The sequence below is a fragment of the Streptomyces canarius genome (assembly GCF_014650735.1).
Taxonomy (GTDB): domain Bacteria; phylum Actinomycetota; class Actinomycetes; order Streptomycetales; family Streptomycetaceae; genus Streptomyces; species Streptomyces olivaceoviridis.
Map to the genome: position 1 here is coordinate 23,697 of NZ_BMVN01000034.1, position 22,425 is coordinate 46,121.

Genomic DNA, 22,425 nt, shown 5'->3' on the forward strand with positions numbered 1-22,425 from the left:
CCGGGCGGCACACCCCGCCCGGGGCCGGCCGATCGACTCCCCGCCCGCGCGCGGGCGGAGCGCGTGCCCCGGGATCGTGCGGTGACGGCCCCCGTCTATCCCCGCAAGCCGCGCCCCGGGGACCGTGTCGCGGTCCTGTCACCCTCGTCCGGGCTGCCCGCACGGCTGCCGGCCCCCTTCGAACTGGGCATGCGCAGACTGCGCGAGGACTTCCGGCTGGAGCCGGTGGAGTACCCGACGACGCGCCGCCTCGACGCGTCGCCCGAGGACCGGGCCCGGGACGTCAACGCGGCCTTCGCCGACCCCGGCATCGCGGCGGTGATCGCCAGCATCGGCGGCGACGACCAGATCTCGGTGCTCCCTCACCTGGACGACGACCTGCTGCGCGCCTGTCCCAAGCCGTTCTTCGGCTACAGCGACAACACCAACCTGCTGGTCCACCTCTGGAACCTGGGCATCGTCGGATACCACGGCGGCTCCGTGATGATCGAGTTCGGGCGACCGGGCGCCATGCATCCGACCACCGCCGCCTCCCTGCGCGCGGCCCTGTTCACCCCGGGCGAGCACCTGTTGACACCGGCCGAGCGGTGCGGGCACGTCAACCGGCCGTGGGAGGACCCCCGGACCTTCGAAACCGAACCCGAACTGGAAGCGGCCGAGGACTGGACCTGGCACAACGACGGCCAGGTGGTGGAGGGGGTCACCTGGGGCGGCAACCTGGAGATCCTGTCCTGGCTGATGATGGCCGACCGCGCGATCCAGCCGCCCGACGCATACGCCGGCTGCGTCCTCTTCCTGGAGACGTCCGAGGAGATGCCGCCGGCCCGGGAGGTCTACCGCACGCTGCGGAGCATGGGCGAGCGGGGGCTTCTGCGCCGGTTCGGGGCTCTGCTGATGGGACGGGCGAAGAGCTGGTCGTTCGACCGGCCGCTCAGCGCGCCGGAGCGGGCGCGGTACCGCCAGGAGCAGCGCGAGGCCGTCGTGGCGGTCCTCGACCGCTACGCACCCGGCATGCCCGCCGTCTTCGACGTCGACCTGGGTCACACGGACCCCCAGACGGTCATCCCGTACGGCGGGCGCGTCCGGGTGGACGGCCTCGCGCGTCGCATCACCGTCACCTACTGAGGGCCGGGGCGGCTGCTTCCCTCCGCACCGGCGGTGAGGGTGGCGCCGTTCTGCTTCGGGACGGCACTTTCCTCCGATATCGAGTACCTCCCCGGTGTCTCGCATGACAGGTAGCCGAGAAATTATGACTAGGTACTTGACTCACTTGTCATGTGACTGGGATTCTCTAGGAGTCATCAAGACGCGGACCGCGGAAATCGAGCAGTCGGATTCCCATGGCCGCCTCGCCGAACGACGAAAGGACGGTGGTGAGCGTGGGGGGCGCACTCCTTTTCGCTTTCGCTTCCCCCGCCGTGCAGCATCCGGGCACGCTCGCCGGTGCCACCGGCGGGCCGAGTGGCACCCCGGCCCACCCGCCGGTCCGCCGTCTGCGCCCCAAGCCCCCGTACCACGGCGCCGACGTCTTCGGACCCGTGGGTCGGACCCCGGTGCGCCACCTGCTCACCCCGTGCGGGGCGGTCCGATGAACGCCGTCGAAGTCCGTTCCCTACGGCGCGAGTTCACCGTGTCCCGGTCCTCCGGTGAAGCCCCCCGAGTCGCCCTCGGAGGAATCGACCTGTCGATACCCGAGGGCGAGATCCACGGCCTCCTGGGCCCCAACGGGGCCGGCAAGACCACTCTCTGCAAGATCCTCTCGACGGTGCTGGTGCCCACCTCCGGCACGGCCGCCATCCTGGGCCGTGACGTGGTCGCCGACGTCGCCGCGGTCCGCCCGCTGGTCGGCTGCGTGTTCGGCGGTGACCGGGGCCTGTACGGCAGGCTGTCGGCGCGGCACAACCTGTCCTACTGGGCCGCGCTGTACGGCGTACCGGGCCGCCGGATCGGCCTGCGCACCTCCGAGGTGCTCGAACGCTTCGGACTGGCCGGGCACGCCGACGACCGGGTCGAGACCTTCTCGCGGGGTATGAAACAGCGCCTCCACCTGGCACGGGGCCTCGTCCACGACCCGCGGGTGCTGCTGCTGGACGAGCCCACCACTGGCATGGACCCCGTCGCCGCGCACGAGTTCCGCCGACTCCTCGGCAGCCTGCGCAACGACGGCCGGACCATTCTCATCACCACCCACGACATGGCCGAGGCGGAGGCGGTCTGCGACCGGGTCACCCTCATCGACCACGGCGAGATCCTCCACACCTCCACCCCGCGGCAGCTGGCTCGTCTCGTCTCCGGACACGACCGGGTCGACGCGCGCGACGTGCCCGCCGAACTCGCCGACCGTGTCCGCACCTTGGCCGGGGTCAGCCGTGTGCGTCTCCAGGGTGACGGCAGCACCCGAATCGAGACCGAGACCGGCTCCGCCACCGCCGACGTGCTACGGCTGCTCGTCGACTCCGGCGTCACCACGCTGTCCACCTCACGCCCCAGTCTGGAAGAGGTCTACCTCCGCCTGGTCGGAGACCGGGGCATGGAGGTCAGCCGATGACCGCGCTCCTGGCCGGCTTCCGCCTCCAGACCACCGTGCTGCGCCGCTCGCCCGGCGATCTCCAGATCCTGGCCACGGTCCCGCTCTACACCCTGATCTTCCTGGCCATGACCGACCACTCGGACCGGCCGGGGCTGGCCGCCCGGGCCGTGCTGGCGCCCGTCCTGATGGCGTTGTGGTCCATGGCCCTGTTCACGGCCGGTGACATCATCGACCGGGACCGGCAGCAAGGCACCTTGGAAGCCACCGTCGCGGCTCCCGCCTCCCTGGTCCTGGTGCTGACCGGGCGGATCGCCGCCGTGACGACCATCAGCCTGGCGGCCTTCGCCGAAGCGTGGGCGGTCGCCTACGGATGGGGCGTCCGCATCAGCGTCCACCACCCGGCCGTCCTGGCCGCCACCGTTCTCGCCACCGCCTTCGCCACCGCGGGCTCGGCCGCGCTGATCGCGGTACTGCTGGTCCTCAGCCGGGGCGGCAGGCTCTACCAGAACTCCCTCAGCTACCCCTTCTACCTCCTGTCCGGCATCCTCGTCCCGGTCTCCCTGCTGCCCGACTGGGTCCGCCCGGTCAGCAGGCTCATCTTCCTGTCCTGGTCGGCCGACCTGCTGCGCTCCGCCCTCGCCGCGGAGCCCGCCGGTCACGTGCCCCAGCGACTGCTCGCCCTCGTCGCGCTCGGTCTGGCCGGCTCGGCGGCGGCCACCGTACTGCTGCGCCGGGTCCTGAACCGGGTGCGGGTACTGGGAACCCTGGGGCACGTATGAGAACCGCACGGATCGCGCAGGCCGCCGAAGTCCTCCGCCGTGGCAGCGCGGTCGCGCTCGCCGACCTGGCCGCCATCTACACCTGGCGTACGTGGTTGTGCGGCTGGGTGGCCCGGATGCTCTGTCAGGTCGCCTTCTTCACCCTGATAGGCAGGCTGCTCGGAGGCGCCGGTGACGAACGCTTCCTGGTGATCGGCAACGCCCTCATGGTCTGTGCCATCGAAGCCACCATGGTCGTCGCCTCCACCGCCTGGGAGCGCGGCCTGGGCACGCTTCCCCTGCTGACCGCGGCCCCCACCCACCTCGCGTGGGCCTTCATCGGGCGGAGCCTTCAGTGGATCGTCAGCGGCACGGCCACCTCGCTGGTCGCCCTGTACGCCGTCACCCCGTTCTTCGGCGTCCACTGGACCGTCGTCAGCGTGACCGCGGCCGTGCTACCGGTGTTCCTGACCGCGGCCGGGACCTACTGCTTCGGCCTCACCCTGGCCGCCCTCGTCCTGAACCGGCCCGGTCTGCGCAACGTGGTCTCCAACGTCGCCTACCTCGGCATGATGGCCATCTGCGGAGTACAGGTCCCCCTGCACGACTGGGCCGTCCCGGTCCGGGCCGTCGCCGCCCTTCTGCCACTCACCCACGAACTCCTCGCACTGCGCCACCTGCTGGACGGCGCGCCGGTGTCCGCGGTCGCCGGGGAGACCGCCCTCGGCGCGCTGGCCGGAGCCGGCTGGCTGGCCGCGGCGGTGACCGCCTTCGGGTGGGTCGCCGAACGCGGACGCCGGGCCGGAACGATCGAGTTCGGCACATGACGCGGCGACGCGACCACCCCCAAGCTTCCGGGCGCCGCAGGCCGCCCGGTGGCCGAGGAAAGGCCTCCGCCTTCGCCTCGGCGAACCACCGGCAGTACCGCCCGGCGACCGGGCCTCACCGGCCGCCGGTCCGGTTCCGACCCCCTGGAAGGAGGTGCCCCATGTCTCGCAACCACGCGTCCGGTCTTCGTCCGCGCCTGGACAAGATCAAGGTGAAGGCCGGCAAGTGACGCCCGTGCCACCGGGGAGTCCCGTACTCCCTGGTGGCGGCGACAGGCCTTCTGCCCCCGCCTCGGCGAACCACACGGTACCGCCCGGCGACCACGGTCCACCCGGCTGCCGGTCCGGACCTCGACCCCCTGGAAGGAGGTGCCCCATGTCTCGCAACCACGCGTCCGGTCTTCGTCCGCGCCTGGACAAGATCAAGGTGAAGGGCGGCAAGTGACGCCCGTGCCACCGGGGAGTCCGGTACTCCCCGGTGGCAGTCCCCCCCCGTGTACCACCCGCGAGGCACTCCTTGACCCGCCTCGTTCTCGGGAAGACCTCCACCAGCAGGGATGGATGACGAATGCCCCCGCAACGACCGTCCGGACACCGCGCGGTCCTCGGGCAGTACGAGGAATCACGCGCGACCACCACGCTCTGCCTGGCGGCGGGATTCGGCTCCCGGCACGACCCGCCGGGCCACGGCGGCACCGCCCATCTCCTGGAACACCTGCTGATGTCGGCTTCCTTGGACGGCGGACCCTCACTGAGCGAGCGCATAGAACGCCTGGGAGGCGCGGCCAACGCCACCACCGGCCTGGACCACATGTTCTTCCAGGCTCAGGTCCTCAACGAGGACGTTCCCGAGGTTCTGGCCATGATGAGCACCGCCCTGCTGCGTCCCCGCCTCGACGACGCCGTGCTCGCGTCCGAACGCCAGGCCGTGCTCCAGGAACTCGCCGCGGCGGCGGCAGACCCCAGCGACCAGGTCCAGGACGCTTTCCTGGAGAGCGTCTTCCGGGGCCACCCCCTGGGCAGACCGGTCGGTGGCACCGCCGAGGAGATCGAAGCCACCGACGTCCACAGCCTCCGCGAAGCGCACCGGGATCTCTTCCTGGGCAGCCGCATCGTCCTCACCGGCGCCGGCGGGACCCCGGTGGCGAACCTGCGACGGCTCGCTGAGGACACGGGACTCGCCGACGCGCTGGGCCGGCCCCACAGGCGGGACGACGAACCCCTGGCGCCCCTCGCGGCCCCCACCGCCCCCTCCGAGGAGGGGGCGGAGTCCGACGGATTCTCCTGGCTCGCCGTCGGCGGACGGGCACCGGCGGCCGACGATCCGCGCCGGCACGCGTACGTGGTCCTCGCCCACCTCCTCGGCCCCTCCTCCGCCTCGCTGCTCTACCGTCGTCTGCGCGGCGACGCCGGTCTGGTGTACGCCTTCTTCGCCTGGTCCCGCAGCTATGCCGAATCAGGGGCCTGGCGGATCATGGCCGGTGTCGAGGACCGGAACGTGTCCCGGGCCCGGCGGATCATCGAGGGGCTCCTCGCCGAGGTCGCCGCCGACGGACCCACCGCCGACGACCTCACCGCGGCCCGGCACCAGGCCGTCATGGACCTCGTCCTGACCACCGAGAAGTCTTGGGACCACACCACCAAGCTCGCCACCGAGACGCTTCTGGGCACCCGGCCCTGGACGGTCGAAGACGGCATCCAGGCCCTGCGACAGGTCACGGCGGACCAGATCCGCGACGCCGCTGCCGAGCTCGCCGACCGACCGGTCACCGCCATCCGCCCGGAGCGGTCATGACCGGTACCGCCCCGGCCCCCGCGTACTTCGACGCCGCCCGGGACGCGGGGGCACTCACCCGCGTCGCGGGAGCCCGATGCGTCATGGGAGCGGCCACCGACTCCCTGAACGGCGAACACTCCTGCCTGGTGGAGTACGCCGACCCACAGGCCCTGGCCCGGTCCGGCTGGGCAGCCGAACTCCTCGCCCACGCCATGCGCGTCCACCCCACGGTGCACGGCGTGTTGCTGCGCACCGAACCGGGCGTGGAACTGCCCGCGCCGTGGACGCGCCACCTGACCTACCTCCGGCATGACGGACCACCGGAAGACCACCGCACGGACCCGGACGCCGGCGACGTCACGATCGCCGCGGCGACGACCGACCAGACCGCCCTGGTCCTCGGCTGGCTCGCGGACGCCTTCCAGGCCGGAGCGAGAGACCAGGGAATCGACGTCGGACGGGACACCGCCCACGACCACGCCTCCCAGCTCCTGGCCGTTCCCGGCCGGCACAGCCTGGTGGCCGCGACCGCCGGGCAACCGGTAGGCCACGCCACCATGCTGCCCTTCACCGACGACGTGACCGGGACCGAGTACACCGAACTCTTCGACGTTCTGGTCAGGCCCACGGCGGACGTTCGCACGATCACCGCCGCCCTGGTCGACGCCTGCCTCGCCCATGTCGCTCGAACGGGACTGCCGCTGCTGGGCAACGTCATCCATCAGCGGGTCACGGCCGGTGCCTCCGACAGGGGTGACCGCGTCGTGGCCTCCCTGCTCAAGAAGGGCTGGCGAACCGAGCACTGCTACTGGCGGGCTCCCGCGGGTCCACCTGCGAACGCCACCACACCACCGCCGCCACCCGACCGGGAGCCCACGTGAGCACCGTCGAACCCGCTGTGCCACCACATCTCGACCTCGCCTTCTTCCACCGGCTGCTCGACGTGGACGAGCGGGACCCCGCGGTCGAACTGCTGTCCAAGGCCCGGGAGGTCTCCCGGGGCCTGGGCTACCTGGTGATGGCCGCGGCAGCCCGTGACGGCGTCGTCGGCACGGGATCAGCCGACGAACTGCGCCGGATGAGACTGCGCCTCGACTTCTACGCCGAGGTCCTGCGCCACTGCCGGCCGCTGGGCGCACGCGCCGTCAAGGGACCGGCGCTGGCCGTCTGGTACCCCGCCGACCTGCCGCGCCCCATGAACGACCTGGACCTCGTCGTACCGGATGAGGCGGCGCTGTGGCGGACCGTGGGCGCGGTGATCGACGCCTTCGGTCCGCGGACCATGGATGTCACCGTCTTCGGGGGCGAGCCGCGGCACTTCCTCGTGGCGCTCGCCTGGCCGGGCCTGGATCCGCTGCTCGACCACGACCTGCGGGTGGAGATCTGCACCTGCGCCTTCACCGGCGACCACGCCGCCGTGCCCATGCGGGCCCTCCTGCCCGAGGACGAGGTGGCCGCCGGCCTCCTGGGCGTTGCCGAGGAACGCTTCCAGCGTCCCTTCAACGCCAAGGACGCGGCCGACGTCATCATGGCCCTGGCTCCCGGCCGTCCCGTGGACCCGGCCCTGATAGTCGAATCCGCGGAGCGGTGGCGCCTGGCGCCCGAACTGCTGGAACTGTTGCTCCACACCCGGGCGCACAGCGACCATCTCGACCATCTCGACCACGGCCTCCTGGACGGTCTGGCCTTGGCAGCCCGGCGCGAACAGGGGAGGCGCGAGGCATGGTCGCGCGACCACGGGGCGACCGAGGACGCGACCGGCCCGATCGGTTCCGAGGTGGCATCGGCACTACGCGCCCAGGGCACCCCGGTGTTCGGCATGCAGCTGACCGAACTCGAACGCGGCACGCGTCCCCGCCGGGACCCCGCAGCGGCCGTCGTCCACCATTTCGACGGCGGAGCGCTGCTGCGCACACCGGCCGCTGACTTCCTTCTGGTCCTGGACGCGTTGGTCGACCAGGACCTGTACGACCGCGGCATGGCCGCGCTGCGCGATCTCGACGCGGTGTGAACGCGGCAGCCGGTCAAGCCGTCGACCCGGTCTGTCGCGAAGTGCTCCTCGGTCCCGGCGAAGAGGCGGTCCGTCCCGCCCCCGCCGGGACCGCTCCTGCTCGGCAGCGGCTTCCTCAGGCGGTGGAGGCCCGGGCGGGGCGGCGTCTGGCCGCGCGAGTGGTAGGCGACTTCGCCGCTTCCGTTCCCCGTCGGATCCCTGGCCCCGGGGAGGGTCTGGACGAGGCGGCGACTGGACTGCTCGCATGGGCGGTCTCACGAGCCTCCAGGGCGACCACTTCGTCGCCGCGGGTGCCGAGCTCGACGGCGGCCCGCAAGCGCTTGTCGCATCGTGTGGCCGGACCGCGCCCCTGTTCGAGACGGTTGGTGCACCGTGCGACGGGGTCGTGCTGCGGGTTCACGTGCGACGGCCAGCCGCCCTGGCGGGCAACTGGCCGTCGGAGCGTCACTTCCGCAGAGATGGAGAGGACATGTCGGCCGGCTGACGTACGCCACTGCGCCGGATGGTCGACCAGCCAGGTCTCCGACCCTTGCGAAATCGCTCAACGCCCCGTGGCGTTGACCTCGTCCGCGTGGATCAGGGCGGTCTTGTGGCCGTACTGGATCGTGTACATCTTCTCGGCACCGAAGACGACCTTGCCGCTGGACGGGAAGAAGTCATCGGTCGGCGTCGGCTCGGCCGTGGCCACGTACGCCTGCCCGGCGGGAACGCTGTACATGCTCAGCGGAGCCTGCGTAGACGGCGAGAGACCCTCTGGGTATTCGTCGGCGTTCGGGTAGCTGGTACCGAAGACCTTGAGGGACTCGGTCCCAGCGGGCCGGACGACGGTCACGTCACGGGCGGGGATGGTGAAACGACCGTGTGGGTTGTGGAACCACACCTTGCTGCCGCTGTACCAAATGGCCGTCCAGCCGCCCTCCTTGTCGGCGACGACGAACTGTTGCCCGGCCTGGGCGGCGGAGCCCCAGTCGCTGATTCGGTCGGTGCCGGGCTCGTTCGGGTGGATGGACTGCTCGGCGAAGAGCGGCGCGTCAGCACGCGGTTCCGTGCGCAGACGGATGAAGTTCGACGCCTGGCGCACGGTCGTGCACTCCTTAGTGGCGCCGCTGCCGTCCTCCTGCGGGCAGAGCTCCATGGTCTGCTCGTTCCGGGTGAAATCCGGCGCTATCGTCACGGCCGAGCCCACGGGGCCGACGCCGTGCCGTCCCCTCAGTGGAGCACCGACCAGGCCCATGAAGCGCTCCCAGTCCCAGGAGGGCCCCGGGTCCCAGTGCTGGTCCTTGGTGAACCGATCGGCCGGCGCCAGGACATTGTCGTGACCGATGATGTGCTGACGGTCCAGCGGGATGTCGAAACGCTTGGCCAGGTACTTCACCAGTTCCGCGGTCGCGCGGTACTCCGACTCGGTGTACCAGGTGGCGCCGTGCGCCGCGTAGCCCTCGTGCTCGATGCCGATCGAGTGCAGGTTGGTGGAGTAATTGCCCGAGTGGAAGCCCAGGTTCTTGGTGGGCACCATTTGGGTCACCGCGCCGTCGGAGGAGCGCACCACGTAGTGGGCCGAGGTGGAGCTCGACGGGTCCTGGAACGTGGCGATGGCCGACTCGTAGGGCGACTCGGTGTCGTGGATGACGATCTGGTCGATCCTGACCCCGTTCGCGGGCCGGTCCGAGACCTGCCCGTTGCCCGGGGCAGCCGGGACGAAGGTGCAGTCCAGGGTCGGAGGGCACTCGGGGTCGGTCGTCGCCTTGGCACTCGGCAGCTTGAGCGCCTTCATCTGCGAGGTGGCTGGGGTGACCTCGCCGTCGGCGGTGAGCCGCACGGTCTCGCCGTCGTCCGTCTTGCGGGCGACACCCTTCTTCATAGTGTCGAAGACCCGGTTTGCGAACGCCGACGCGCCCTGTCGCACTGTGGCCTGGCTGTACCGGGCGACCGCCCCGTACCAGTCGTTCGGGTTGTTGGAGGTCTTGCCGTTCAATTCCTTCTGGTACGACGCGAGCAGCGCAGCGCCGGCGCGGATGTTCGCCGAGGGGTCGGTACGCAGTTTGTCGACGGGCAGCCCGGAGAGCTTTGCGGCGGTCCGGAGGGTGTGCTTGTCCTCGCCCTTCGCGAGCTTGGTGGCCTCGGCACGGCCGGCCATGCCGGCGGAGCCGCCAGCGATCATCTCGGGGGTGACGTCGGTCAGGTGCATCGGGCCGTAACCGCCCGAGGCACTGTGCTGCCCCTTGTGGGTGTCCCAGGCCGATTGCTCGTAGGCCACCGCAAGCAACACCTGCGGGGGAACGTGGAATTCGGCCGCAGCAGCCGCGAACGCCTTTTGCAGGGTGGGGTCGCTCGCGGGGTCGCCCTGCGTCGCCTGCGCCACCACCGGAACGGCGATGGCTCCGGCCACGGCCACGGCCGCGGCACCGAGCGCAACGGGACGCCGCCGGAGGGCATGCTTCCGGCGGGAGTTCGTCTCTTTTGTCATCAACTTCCCAAATCTGGGCAGAGGTGAAGGTCACATCGGCTGTCGGCCGACGGAGATCCACGTCGGCCTGGTTCGATGCGCTCCGAACGTAGCAGACGTGATGACAAGTCAATCACAACGTTGTGACCCGAGTCGGTCGGGCGAGGTTGAACGCCGTGAGAACCGCATTGAAGCGCACGATTTCAAGCCCTACCTGCGCCGAACGTGGTGTGCCCCGTGTTGAGCAGGCCCCGATGCATTGCCCGGATTGGCCCACTCCGCGACGACGCAGCGGTTCGAGTGGTGAGCTTCACATCAAACCTTCACATCGACTGACACGTCTCGTCCCACGAGTGCATGAAACTTCATGGAGGCAACCAAAATCCGCGTGGACCACTATGTGTGTCCGTGTCGGTCCACGCGGCACCGAAGCTGGAAGAAGTTGATCTACCATGAAGGACGGCGACGCCAAGACCGTCTGGCTCCCGTACCCCCCACACGAGATCCCCGACCTGACGGACGGGTTGCGATACGTCTTCTGGGACGGCTCGACCGCACTACCCGGCGATCCGGACGATGTGCATTTCCTGGTCGGCCCACCGTCGCCGGGCGCCGACCGCATACTGCGCTCGGTTCTGCCGCGCATGCACAACCTTGAGGTACTCCAACTCCTCAGCTCCGGCTACGAGTACGTCATGCCGCTGCTGGACGGCGTGCCCCCCGGCATGCGGCTTGCGACCGGCCGCGGTGTGCACCGCGAGGCCACAGCCGAGCTGGCGGTGACCCTGCTGCTCTCTCTGTGCCGGGGACTCGACGACTTCAGGGCGCGACAGGACGAGGGCAGATGGCAGCCCGAGTTCCGGACCACACTGGTCGGCAAACGCGTCCTGGTCGTCGGCCACGGGGCTGTCGGCGCGGCGGTCGCGGCCCGGCTGAGCACGTTCCGGTGCGAGGTGGTCCTCGTGGCCCGCACGGCGCGTATGTCCCGGGCGGGGCACGTGCACGGGGCGGCGGAGCTGCCCACGCTGCTGCCCACGGTGGACGCGGTCGTGCTGTGCGCGCCCCTGACTGACCGGACGCGCGGCATGTTCGGCGCGGATACATTGGCGCTGTTGCGGGACAATGCGATGCTCGTGAACATCGCGCGCGGCGAACTGGTCGACACCGACGCCCTGGTCCGCAGGGTGCGGGCGGGGCGGCTGCGGGCCGCGCTCGACGTCACGGATCCGGAACCCCTGCCGGCCGATCACCCCTTGTGGCACCTACCCGGCGTGCTGATCACTCCCCATGTGGCCGCGTTCACGGACGCGTTCCAGGCCATGAGCAAGGACTTCCTGTCGCAGCAGTTGGGCCGTTACCAGCGTGGCCAGGAGTTGCACAACATCGTCCTGACGACAACCGGAGCCCAAGTCGACGAACAGGCGGCCTGAACACATGTCGATGTCCACGCACGACGATCAGATGAAGGCCGTGGGACCCGATTCCACCCTTGTAGGGGTGCTCTCCGCCTTCGAGAAGTACGGCCATGACGACCCCGCTGGAGCCTGGCGGGCCTTGACCAGTACGTGGAACTGGGCCGCACAGCTGCCCACCGGAGTCCCCGGCACCGACTGGACCGGTACACCAGCCGCTCGGCCGGTTTCCGGGGGCTACACCCTCTCGGGGCACTGGCGGCTGCCCTCCGCCGCGGAAGCGATGCCGTGGGTGGCACTGCCACTCGCCGGCGGCCGTAGGTCCTCCGCCGGCACGGACGCCGAGCAGAACGGCCCCGATCTGTTCGTGGTGCCCGCCAAGAACCTCCTCACGACGGGCGGACTCCCCAGCAGTACGGGAGACAGCCGCCCGGCGTCCGGGCCGGTGTCCCGGCCGGCGGACGTGTACGCAGCGGTCGATGTGTATGTGCCGGTCGGCTTCTCCACGTACACGACGGGCAAGCCGTTGTACGCGAGCGATGCCGCCTTCCACTGGACCGCGATCGCCGCCCTGGCGCTGGGAGCGGTCCGTCGGATGACAGACGCGCTGGCGGGCAGCACGCCGGGCCCGACACCGCCGCACCCTCCGGCGGCGCCCGCCGGGCAGGCCGCCGAGCTGGCGGCCGTGCTGCACGACGAGCGGCTGAGTCTGGCGGCCACCGTGCACGGACTTCCCACCGCGCGGCACGTTCTGCCGCAGGTCCTCAAGGTGCGGCTCGCGCAGCAGGTCCGGCAGGTGGCCACCGTCGTCCAGTACGTGCTCACCGAGGTCTACCAGCAGATCCTGTCCGTGGACACGGTGGGCGACCGGCACGACCTGGTGAGCATCATCGAGACCAGTTCCCCCATACTCCAGCAGGCGCGATTCGCAGCGGAGATTCTGCCGCCTGCCGCCAGCACGCCCCTCAGGAAGGGCTGAAGAACGTGACAGCTGTCGCATACCAGGACGAACCTGGTTCCAACTCGGCGTCCGCCGCGAACGCCCTGTACCCGGCAGGCGCGAACTGCCCTGAACCAGCTTCAGTCAAGCCCTGGACGCCGTGATCCTGGGCGACGCCGACGTAGCAGTGATCCCGGTGGACAACTCCGCGCCGGGGCGCGTCGCCGACGTGCACCACCTGCTGCCGGACTCGGACCTGCACAGCGTCGCCGAATACTTCCTGCCCATCCGCTTCGACCTCATGGGCGTGGCGGGCGGCACCCTGAACCAGGTCGAGTACTGCGGTTCGTCGTGCTGTCCCGGGAGGCCGCTCCGGCCCCGCAGACCGGGAGGCCGACGCTGACCATGTCGCCCTTGCCTTGGACGAGCCGCGGTTCCTGCCCTCCGAGGTACGCGCCCTGGGCGTGTACCGGCGCGTCCTTACCGGCTGAAGAGCTGGAACCGGTGGGAGGCTCGGCAGGCGGGGGCGTAGACGGCACCACCCGGCAGGTTCACGACCTGTTACGCGACGACCGCCACGGGAAGGCCGGTCCAACAGGGAATCGTGCCCTTCCGACACGCGCCTCAGGCCGTCGCTGCCACCGACCTGGCAGCGGTCCTCACCGGTGCCGCCGCACCCTTCGCGGCTCGGCGGCACCGGGTATGCCGCGGTAACCACCCGGCCCACTACACACGCTGTGTATAGTCGTTCCGGCGTCCGGAGGTATCCCCGTTCACGGCTGCCGTGCCGTGCGTCGTGTACGCGGTAGGCGGCCACACCCATGTACGCCGCTTCCGCAGTTTCGCCCCGGTCCCGGTCCCAGCCTGCTCCCTCCCGTCGGGCCGGGCACAGCTCTGCTCGCAGCATGAGAGGAAGCCAGTGAGCCCACGTCGGCAAGATCAGCCCGGTAGCTTCCCGGCCATGGCCCCGAAACGCCGTAAGCGCCTCGGCGGATTCCGCGCAGTCGCCCTGGGAGCGAGACTCGCCCTGACCGGCGGCCGGGTCAGCGCGGTACGAACCATCTTGATGGCCGCGGGAATCGGAATCGGTGTCGCCGTGGTGCTTCTCGCGGCATCGGTGCCCACGGCACGGCATCATCGCGACGCGCGCATCCACGGACGCATCGACGTCGACCTGGACGACCGGGTCGTACCGGCTTCCCGCCGCACCGTACTGGTGAGCGACATCGACACTGTGTTCCGCGATGTTGTGATCCGCGGTCGGCTCGTGGAACCCGAGGGGCCCGACGCCCCTTTGCCGCCCGGACTTGACAGGTATCCACGGCCAGGCGAAATGGTCGTGTCACCGGCTCTCGCACGACTGCTCGCGGAGCCTGGGAACGGACTGTTGCGTGCCCGCCTCGACCACCCGGTCGCAGGAAAGGTGGACGACTCGGGTCTGCTCGGCCCCGGCGAGTACGTTTACTTCCTCGGCGGTGAGCACATGGAGAGCGGCGTAGCGGGCGCACGGCGGCTCGACCACTTCGGCAAGGTCTATGCGGTCAAGCCCCTGGCTCCCGATCTCCTCCTGCTCACCGCCGTCGGCATCGTGGTACTGCTCACCCCGGTCGTCGTGTTCATCGCCGCGGCCACCAGGTTCGGCGGTGAACACCGCGACAGGCGGCTGGCAGCTCTGCGGCTGATCGGCGCGGACCGCGGCATGACGGCCCGCATCGCCGCCGGCGAGGCACTGGTCAGCTCCCTCATCGGCGTCGTTGTGGGCGCGGCGCTGTTCGCGGTGGGACGCCGGTGCGTCGAACTGGTCGATGTCCAGGGACTCAGTGTCTTCCCACAGGACCTGACCCCCGAGCCGTCCCTGGCGGCCGTGGTGGTCGTTGCCGTGCCCTGTCTCTCCCTGATCAGCGCTCATCTGGCGATGAACAAGGTGGTCGCCGAACCGCTGGAAGTGGTGCGCAGGTCCGTCCGCGCCAAGCGGCGACTGTGGTGGCGCGTCGCCCTGCCCCTGTTCGGCCTCTTGCTCCTGCGGACGTCCGTCCGGGACGCATCGCAGGTGCAGAGCACCGCAGGTGTCGTTTCGGTGGTCGCCGGTGTGCTCGGGCTGCTCGTGGGCGTGACCGCTGTCGTGCCTTGGCTCCTGGAGCGGTTCACCGAACGGGCCGGCGGGGCGGGCCCTCTTTCCTGGCAGCTCGCGATGCGCAGGCTGCGGTCGCACAGCGAAGCGTCCACCCGACCGGTCAACGGCATCGTGGTCGCCGTCGCCGGGGCCATCGCGTTGCAGACCCTTTTCACCGGTATCGCCCACAGCCATACGGGTAACCACCCGTCCACGACACGGGGGCGGTCGGCGCCGGACACGCAGGTCGGCGTGGTCCGGCTGGCCGGAGCCGACGGTGAGAAGCCGTACGCGTCCCTCCTTGCCCGGACCCCAGGAGTGACACGGGCCGTCGGCTTCAGCGAATTGCAGGTGAGTGAGGGCCCCTACGGCATCCCGCAGACCGTACGCATCGCCGACTGCGCGGTACTTCGTCTCCTCGCCTCCGTGCCCACGTGCTCGGACGGCGACGCCTTCCTGGTCGCCCCCCGCAACGGGAGCACGCACGACATGACCGGGTGGGAGACGGGCACGAGGATGCGCATGGGCATGAGTGGCCCGGCCTGGCGGGTGCCCCGGATCACTGCCACGGCCCGCGCCAGGCAGGCGAACCCTCAAGGCGCCTTTCCCGAGACCATGCTGCTCGCCACTCCCGGAGCCGCCGGCGTGACCGCGATCGCACACGCAACCCCTGCCGTGAGCCTCGCGTACCGGACTTCCCGAGAAGACGTCCGGGACCACATCCGCACGGCCGCGGCCCGGTTGACCCCCCGGTCCCAGGTCGACTTCCCGGGGGACCGCAGGGAAGATACGGCCCTGAGCAGCATCAGTCGCGCCTTGCTGGCAGGCGTTGCCGTCGTCCTGCTCCTGATCGCCACAAGCATGCTGATCGGCGCCGTCGAACAGCTGAGGGACCAAAAACGCGTCATGGCCATGCTCGTCGCCGTCGGTGTCCGGCGGCGAACCCTCAGCGGCTCGGTGTTGTGGCAGACCGCGCTGCCCGTGGCGATCGGAATGCTGGTGGCGGGACTGGTCGGAACCGTGCTCGGTGGCACCCTCCTCCACCTCATCGGCCGTGCGGCGGTATTCGACTGGATCAGCATGCTGGCGATGACCGGAATCGGCGCGGGAGCGGTCCTGTTGGTGACCGTGCTGACACTGCCGACCTTGCGGCGGGTCACCCGGGTGGAGGCCATTCGCCACGAGTGATGCCGACATCCGGTAAGCGACGGTTCCGGGACGTGCTCGGTCACGGGGCCAGATGGCGGGCCACGGAGCGAAGCTCTGAGCAGCGCGCCGAAGACCGCGGTCCATCGCGAAGGAGCTGGCGCATGCGACCCGGCTCCGGAACGCTGGACCCGGGAGGCCGGGCTTCTCCCGGCCTGCCCGGCGGCAGCGCCGATCCCCGCGCCGAGTGGGCGGGGATCTCCAGGTACAGCCCGCGAGAGGCGCGGGACCCCTCTCGACGGGGCTGCGCCGGAAGCTGGTCGGCTCGGGGCCGGCGGACGGCACCGTCGCCGCCCGCGTCACCCCGCTCGCGCTGCCCATGGGGCGTCGCTCGCGGGGATCTCAGACCCGGCCGACGCGGACCGCCTACGGTACCGACCTGGCCGGCGACGTCACGGATCCGCTCGGCTCCCGGCGCCGGCCGCACCGAGACCGCCTACGCCGTGCTGCCGGACGGCATCGCGCCTCCGCCCGCGCCGTCGATGCCGGCGCCATGCATCGCACGTGGTGTGGAGGCGCACCGCGGCCATCCTGCGGCCGTTTCCACACTGTCGTCCGGCGGAACGACTATGGGGTCTGCCGGCTCCCCAGCACACCCTGACCGCGGAGGAAGGCGAGGACCGCAGCGCCGAACTGTGCGGGCCGTTCGATGTGCCCGAGGTGCCCCGTGTCGTCGAGGATCGACAACTCGGCGGCGGGCAGGGCCTCGTGCAGGAGGCGGGCCCATCGCGGTCCGCAGATGAAGTCCTGCCTGCCGGCCAGGACGAGTGCCGGTGTGGTGATACCGGGCAGGGCGTCCCGGACGTCGAACGGAGTGCCCTGGCCCCCGGTAGGGGCGGCATACATCCGGAGCGACTGGCGGGCGGGGGCGAACTCCTCCTCCCTGCCCCAGTAGTCGAAGAGATAGGCGGGCATGATCTTGCGGAGGATGGCGGTGGTGCCGTCGTCGTCGAGCAGGTCCAGGCGGGCCGTGAGGGCAGCGACGTAACCGGCCACCTCCGGATGGTCGTCGACGTGACGGTCCACGAAGCGCTGCATGGCGGCGACCGCCGCCGACCAGAACTGCTCGTCCGCCACCGGCGACGTGTCGTACAGGACCAGGGCAGCGAGGCGCTCCGGGTGGTCGAGGGCGTACTGCTGGGCGACGAAACCACCATGGGAGTGGCCGAGCAGGATGACCTCGGGCACTGCCAGGTGTTCGACCACATGGTGCAGGAGACGCGCGTACGTGGTCACGGAGTAGTCCTGCGGATCGGGGAGTCGTCCGGACGCCCCCGTACCGACCGGCTCGATGTACACCATGGTGAGGCTGCGTTCGAGCGCGGGCATGCGCAGGTATTCCCAGCCGATGCCGGGTCCGCCCGAGTGGGCGATGCATACAGGGCCCGAACCGGCGACGTGGTAGCGCTGTTCGACGTGGGCGGTGTCGTGAGGGACGGTGATCGTGTGGGTGCCGGGGGACAGCGGCGATGACGAGTGCTTCACGTCTTCCGATGATCCATTGGGGGGGTGGCGCCCTCCAATAAAAAACGCAACATGTCATCACACTGTTATCGGGCCGCCCAGTCGGGCATCGCCGGAACGGTCCGGTGTGGCGCGGTTGCTCCAGGACTCGGCCGCACACCACTACTGTCGGCCTTCAGCACTGTGAGCGTGCGATACACTGATTCACAGTGTTCCAGACGCAGGGTGGCAACCCCCGCACAAGCGTCATGGGCGCTTCCACACCCGCTGCACGAGCCGAGCGGGTGCAGTGCCCCGGACGTCATCGATCCCCCGCAGACGGCGTCCGGGGCCATTCACGGTCGTCACCGCGAACTTGGTCAGGAACGCTCGGCACGGTAGAGACCACGGCCGGTCCGCCGGACTCGTGACGCACCGACGAGACGGTCGAGTGTGCTGCGCACCGCGTTGATGCTTCCATTGTCGGTGTCGCGGCCGAGTGCCGCCGCTACGTCCCGGGCGCGTACGTCGACGTCGCCGGCCAGTGAGAGGTACTCCAGGATCTGCTCGGTGAGCTTTCCGTACGTGCGTTCCCCCTCGGCCTCGGCACGGGGCGCCCGCATGCCCGGTCCCCGCCGGTTCCCGGGCTGCCCCGAGGCCCGGGTGATCGCTGCGGCCGCGGGACGTCGGGCCGGCGGAACGTCCGTGTGCACCCGTCCGGGCCCCGGGGCGCGACGTGGGCCCGCATCGACGGTGTCCACGGGAACCGGCGTGCCACCCGTCGGATCCGCCATCAGGACCTGGAGCGCGCCCAAGGCCTGCTGGAGGGTGTCCAGATGGGCCATGACGGCTGCCAGTTCCCTCTCCAGCGCCTGCTTCTGGAGCCGCAGACGGGCCAGATCCTCCCGCAGCCCCTCAGCGGTGACCTCGATGTTGCGCGCCGCGCCAGTTGCCGGGGTCATGTCTTCCTCTCATCCTCAGCTTTTACCGTGCCCGACTCCGTTCACCTGGAGTGACGCTCGACGCGGACGCCGGGATGGGCGCTTCGGTGCATCCTATGCGGAAAACGATCTGCCGATGCATCCGCATCCGGGATACCTGTGTTGTCACAGGGGAGAAGATGCAGTGATACTTCGATGAATGCTTGTCCATCAATTGTTGCCACTCGCCCGCTCGAAACGCAACGACGGGTCCGTATCCCGACGGGATTCCAGCGGGGGTCAGGGGCGAGACGACACGCCCGTCCCGCTCGGGGCACCCGCTGCACTGGCGGGTCGCAAGACCGGCGGAGCGCGCACGGACCTCGGGCGGTCGCGGCCGGGCACCGTCGACGCGGTGGCGCATCGCGCACGTGCGGCCGGGTGGGACCCGAGCGGTGTCACCGGGTCCACCACCCGCCGTGGCCGAGCAGCCGGCGCAGCTGTGACAAGTGCGAGGCATGTGGTGAAAGTGCTGGACGCAGCCACTCGTTGTGGCTGCGTCCGGCACGGTCGCCCCATAGGGGGGGTGACGGCCCGGTGGCGCTTGAGTCGGTTGATCTTGCACTCGACCGCGTGCCGCTGGTTGTGGTCGTGTTGGTCGGAGGAATGCGGCCGGCCACCGTGCGAACCGAGTCCGAGGCGGTCGCGCACTCGGCCTGCCGGAACCGGGAGGATGGCCTTGATCCCGCGTCAGCCCGCATAGCACCGGTTGCTGCGAGAGTCGGGGTCCTCGTCGGCGGCGAGTCACCCCGCTGCCCGGCCGGGATCACCACGGACAAGGACTTGTGCCCCTGCCCGACGGCAGTGTGGATCTTGCTCGTCAGTCCGCCCGGGAACGTCCGAGCGCAGTCGTCACTACAGGTCAACCCACTTCGAGCAGTGCCCCGAACGCCGGAACAGGCAGCAGGGCGCCCAGCGTCCTGCCCTGTCGACGGCGAGTGGGACCGGAGGACTTGCCACCGGGCTGACGGACGCCGTCCGGGGCCAGGACGGCCTCCAGCGAGGCGACGTCCCCGGTCCGCGCCGCCGAGACGAAGGCATCGACCAGCCGTCGGTGTTCGGCCGTATCCACGGACTCCCGATGTTCGGCCGACAGGTGCTTGCGGGCCCGGCTCACGATCTTCCGCGCGTTGACAAGGGTCAGCCCCAGTATGTCGGCGATCTCGGCGTAGCCGTAGTCGAACGCCTCCCGCAGTACGTAGGCGGCCCGCTCGATCGGGTTCAGCCTCTCCAGGAGGAGGAGCAGGGCCAGCTCCAGTGCCTCGGCCCGCTGCGCGCCGATCTCCGGATCGCTGCTCGTGTCGACGGGCTCGGGCAACCAGGGGCCGATGTAGGTTTCGCGGCGCACCCGGGCGGACTGGGCCACGTTGATGGCCAGCCGGGTCGTCGCGCTCGACAGGAACGCCATGGGGTTCACCACCACCGAGCGGTCCGTTCTCTGCCAGCGCACCCATACGTCCTGAACCACGTCCTCGGCCTCCACCGCACTACCCAGAACGCGGTACGCGATTCCGAACAGACGTGGGCGGAGCTCCACGAAGACAGATACGGCCTCTTCCAGGTTGCTTCCCACGGAGGGCGTCTCACGATGCATGTTCTTCTGTCTCCGTTCCCCGCGGACGGTACTGCCGGCGGGCGCGCTCGTACGGCTGGCGCGTTACGGTCCGCCCGTTGGCCGACTCCTGGACGCGCCACAACAAGTCACATTGATTCCAACTGTGTCTGCTTCATAGACCAGGGCCATCCTCGATCCGTTACAGGTCTGTCGTGACCAGTTGTTGTGAGCAGCGAAAGAGTTGTTGTGCGCTCGGCCTGACCCGGACGCACGGTGTGGAGGTGTCTCAGTCTTCGAGCGCTGTGGATGTGGGGGCGCCGGGGGTGTGGGGGCGGTTCCACGCGCGTAGTTTGTCGGGGTTGAGGACGGCCCAGACCTGGATGATGTGGTGGCCGGCGATGTCGAAGCTGATGACGGCGGCCACCTGGTCGATGTGGCGCACGACGATTGCGGTACGGCCGTTGGCCGGACTGAGGTGCAGGGTGGTGTGCGGTCGGGGGGTCAGGAGGGTGAGGAGGGTGCGGGCGACGTGCTGATTGCCGTGCACCGGCCGGGTGAGGGCACGGACCTTGCCGCCGCCGTCGAAGAACGCGGTGGCATCGGGTGCCAGCAGGGATGCCAGATGGGTGGCGTCGGCTGTGGTGCAGGCTCGCCGGACCGCGCGGACGATCCTGTCGTGCTGCTGTTGTGTGGTGGGGTGTGAGCGGCTGGTACGCAGGCTCCGGCGGGCACGGTCGGCGAGTTCGGCGCATTCGAGCGGCGTCCGTCCCACGATGCCGGCGACCGATCGTGGTGGCATGGCGAAGACGTCGTTGAGGACGAAAGCCGCTCGTTCAGCGGGGGACAGAGCGTCCAGGGCGTCGAGCAGGGCGCCGCTGATCTCCTCCTCCAGGGCCCGGTGGAGTCCCGGCGCCGTATCGCCGTCGTTCCCGCCCGGACCTGTGGATCGTCGCTCGGGCAGGATGAGACGTGCCAGACAGATGGAGCCCGTGGTTTCGGTCAGCCAGGCACCCGGGTCGGTGATACGTGCTTTCTGGAGATCCGACAGGTCGTACCACTGTCGGTAGGTCTCGGTGACGGCGTCTTCGGCCCCGGGGCCTGTGCCCAGCATCCAGTAGGCGACATTGAGCAGATGCCGTCGTTCGTCGAGCAGATCCGCGATCGGCACCGCGTCACCGGCCTGGTCCATACGGCATCCTCCTTCTCACGCGGCACCGCGTCACCATCGCCGAGATCGGCTGGATCGACGTCCGTGACGGTCGGCTGACGGAGCACCCGGTCCCGGGACGCCCTCGGCCGACGGGCCCGTCTTCGGTGCCCTCCGCAGTGCAGACCGGACAGGCACGGATCATGTGACATCAGGACGCCCCCGTCACCCGATCCGACGGAGTTCCACCTCGCCGCGCCGACGTGTGACGATGAGCGAGGCTCGGCAATTCCGCGGACACAACAGTGTGACAGGATGCTCCCCCGACACCGATCGCGAGGCGCCGCCCGCTGACGAAGGGACCCTTCCATGCCTGCCATCCTGATTCACGGCGTTCCCGATACCCACCGGGTATGGGACGGCGTGCGGCGGCACCTGACCCGGACCGACGTGGAAGCCTGGGACCTGCCCGGCTTCGGCACGGCGCGCCCGGCCGGCTTCGGATCCACGAAGGAGGAGTACGTGGACTGGCTCATCGAACGGCTGGAGCGGGTCGGTGAGCCGGTCGACCTGGTCGGTCACGACTGGGGATGCATTTTCACCGCCCGCGTCGCCTATCTGCGCCCCGATCTGGTCCGTACCTGGGCCGGGGGCAACGGGCCGATCAACTCCGCATACGTGTGGCACCCGTTGGCCAAGATCTGGCAGGACCAGGTCGAAGGTGACCGCTTCATGGAGGAACTGCAAACGGAACAGTTCGCCGACGACCTGGCGACCGGCTTCGACGTACCCATCGACCTGGCCCGGGAGATGGTGAGCCACGTGGACGGTCCGATGAAGGATGCCATCCTCAGGCTGTACCGGTCGGCTGTGACGGTGGGGGCGGAGTGGGAGCCGGGTCTGTCCGCGGTGTCGGCGCCGTGCCTGGTCTTCTGGGGAGCGCTCGACCCCGCCTGTCAGATCGAGTTCGGGCGCAAGCTCGGCGCCTCCCTGCACGCGTCCGAGGTGATCGAGATGGACTGCAATCACTGGCCCCTGCTCCAGCGGCCCGCAGAGGTGGCCGAGATCCTGGAGGCGCACTGGAGCCGGAACGCCAACGCGTGATGAACGCGCCGGTCGCACCGACGGAACGGCGGGCGCTTCACCCGTTCGCGACCGCCGTCCGCCGCACCGGCGACTGGGGCACCACGGCCCACACCGGGCATCGGTTCGTGGTCGCGGGGACGAAGGGCGACTGGATCGCGATCAGGTTCGGCGGCAGCAAGGTGTGACTCTGCCAC

At 70.1% G+C, this 22,425-nt stretch carries 17 protein-coding genes and 1 pseudogene; 13 read left to right on the forward strand and 5 right to left on the reverse strand.

The features are described from left to right. Positions 1-81: 81 nt before the first annotated feature. The 7 genes from IE294_RS33855 (at position 82) to IE294_RS33885 (ending at position 7,903) form a co-directional block, all read left to right on the forward strand. Positions 82-1,125, forward strand: a complete 1,044-nt coding sequence (locus tag IE294_RS33855; protein ID WP_189892504.1) for a S66 family peptidase — start codon at positions 82-84, stop codon at positions 1,123-1,125. A gap of 463 nt (positions 1,126-1,588) precedes the next feature. Next, the gene (locus IE294_RS33860) at positions 1,589-2,548 is read left to right on the forward strand and encodes an ABC transporter ATP-binding protein (protein ID WP_189892507.1); all 960 of its coding nucleotides are present in this window, start codon (positions 1,589-1,591) and stop codon (positions 2,546-2,548) included. After that, positions 2,545-3,309: an ABC transporter permease gene (locus IE294_RS33865; RefSeq protein ID WP_189892508.1), complete on the forward strand. Its 765-nt coding sequence runs from the start codon at positions 2,545-2,547 to the stop codon at positions 3,307-3,309. Before IE294_RS33860 ends, IE294_RS33865 begins: the two co-directional genes overlap by 4 nt. Continuing rightward, a complete protein-coding gene (locus tag IE294_RS33870; RefSeq protein ID WP_189892511.1) occupies positions 3,306-4,115 on the forward strand; it encodes an ABC transporter permease in 810 nt (269 codons plus the stop codon). The genes IE294_RS33865 and IE294_RS33870 overlap by 4 nt, the downstream gene beginning before the upstream one ends. A 568-nt stretch (positions 4,116-4,683) precedes the next feature. After that, positions 4,684-5,910: a M16 family metallopeptidase gene (locus IE294_RS33875; RefSeq protein WP_189892513.1), complete on the forward strand. Its 1,227-nt coding sequence runs from the start codon at positions 4,684-4,686 to the stop codon at positions 5,908-5,910. Further along, positions 5,907-6,773 (forward strand): GNAT family N-acetyltransferase, encoded by an 867-nt coding sequence (locus tag IE294_RS33880; protein ID WP_189892515.1) that lies wholly within the window; start codon positions 5,907-5,909, stop codon positions 6,771-6,773. Before IE294_RS33875 ends, IE294_RS33880 begins: the two co-directional genes overlap by 4 nt. Next, the gene (locus tag IE294_RS33885) at positions 6,770-7,903 is read left to right on the forward strand and encodes a hypothetical protein (protein WP_189892517.1); all 1,134 of its coding nucleotides are present in this window, start codon (positions 6,770-6,772) and stop codon (positions 7,901-7,903) included. Before IE294_RS33880 ends, IE294_RS33885 begins: the two co-directional genes overlap by 4 nt. 541 nt (positions 7,904-8,444) lie before the next feature. Here IE294_RS33885 and IE294_RS33890 read toward each other — a convergent pair. Next, positions 8,445-10,370, reverse strand: a complete 1,926-nt coding sequence (locus IE294_RS33890) for an N-acetylmuramoyl-L-alanine amidase (protein ID WP_189892519.1) — start codon at positions 10,368-10,370, stop codon at positions 8,445-8,447. 431 nt (positions 10,371-10,801) lie between these two features. On the opposite strand from IE294_RS33890, the gene IE294_RS33895 reads away from it, so the two are divergent. The 4 genes from IE294_RS33895 to IE294_RS33910 all read left to right on the forward strand — a co-directional run bounded on the left by IE294_RS33895 (position 10,802) and on the right by IE294_RS33910 (position 16,002). After that, positions 10,802-11,779, forward strand: coding sequence for an NAD(P)-dependent oxidoreductase (locus IE294_RS33895; RefSeq protein ID WP_189892521.1), 978 nt, complete (start codon positions 10,802-10,804; stop codon positions 11,777-11,779). Positions 11,780-11,789: 10 nt separating this feature from the next. Then, entirely contained in the window at positions 11,790-12,740 is a 951-nt protein-coding gene (locus IE294_RS33900) for a hypothetical protein (protein ID WP_189892523.1), read from the forward strand. A gap of 121 nt (positions 12,741-12,861) precedes the next feature. Further along, the gene (locus IE294_RS33905) at positions 12,862-13,104 is read left to right on the forward strand and encodes a prephenate dehydratase domain-containing protein (RefSeq protein ID WP_229917555.1); all 243 of its coding nucleotides are present in this window, start codon (positions 12,862-12,864) and stop codon (positions 13,102-13,104) included. Positions 13,105-14,124: 1,020 nt separating this feature from the next. Further along, positions 14,125-16,002 carry an ABC transporter permease gene (locus tag IE294_RS33910; protein ID WP_189892525.1) on the forward strand — a complete coding sequence of 626 codons (1,878 nt, stop codon included), beginning with the start codon at positions 14,125-14,127 and terminating at the stop codon, positions 16,000-16,002. Positions 16,003-16,587: 585 nt separating this feature from the next. On the opposite strand, the gene IE294_RS33915 is transcribed toward IE294_RS33910, so the two are convergent. From IE294_RS33915 to IE294_RS33930, 4 genes and pseudogenes are all read right to left on the reverse strand, one after another. After that, the gene (locus tag IE294_RS33915; RefSeq protein ID WP_229917557.1) at positions 16,588-17,505 is read right to left on the reverse strand and encodes an alpha/beta fold hydrolase; all 918 of its coding nucleotides are present in this window, start codon (positions 17,503-17,505) and stop codon (positions 16,588-16,590) included. Between the two features lie 338 nt (positions 17,506-17,843). Next, positions 17,844-18,425 (reverse strand): hypothetical protein, encoded by a 582-nt coding sequence (locus tag IE294_RS33920; protein WP_189892527.1) that lies wholly within the window; start codon positions 18,423-18,425, stop codon positions 17,844-17,846. A 973-nt stretch (positions 18,426-19,398) separates the two neighbouring features. Next, positions 19,399-20,037 (reverse strand): annotated as a pseudogene (locus IE294_RS33925) (sigma-70 family RNA polymerase sigma factor); the annotation flags it as partial. 247 nt (positions 20,038-20,284) lie between these two features. After that, positions 20,285-21,187 carry a sigma-70 family RNA polymerase sigma factor family protein gene (locus IE294_RS33930; RefSeq protein WP_189892530.1) on the reverse strand — a complete coding sequence of 301 codons (903 nt, stop codon included), beginning with the start codon at positions 21,185-21,187 and terminating at the stop codon, positions 20,285-20,287. Positions 21,188-21,514: 327 nt separating this feature from the next. Between IE294_RS33930 and IE294_RS33935 the strand changes: the two genes are divergently transcribed. Both IE294_RS33935 and IE294_RS33940 read left to right on the forward strand, forming a co-directional pair. Further along, entirely contained in the window at positions 21,515-22,249 is a 735-nt protein-coding gene (locus tag IE294_RS33935; protein ID WP_189892532.1) for an alpha/beta fold hydrolase, read from the forward strand. Next, positions 22,249-22,416, forward strand: coding sequence for a hypothetical protein (locus IE294_RS33940; RefSeq protein WP_189892534.1), 168 nt, complete (start codon positions 22,249-22,251; stop codon positions 22,414-22,416). Before IE294_RS33935 ends, IE294_RS33940 begins: the two co-directional genes overlap by 1 nt. Positions 22,417-22,425: the final 9 nt, after the last annotated feature.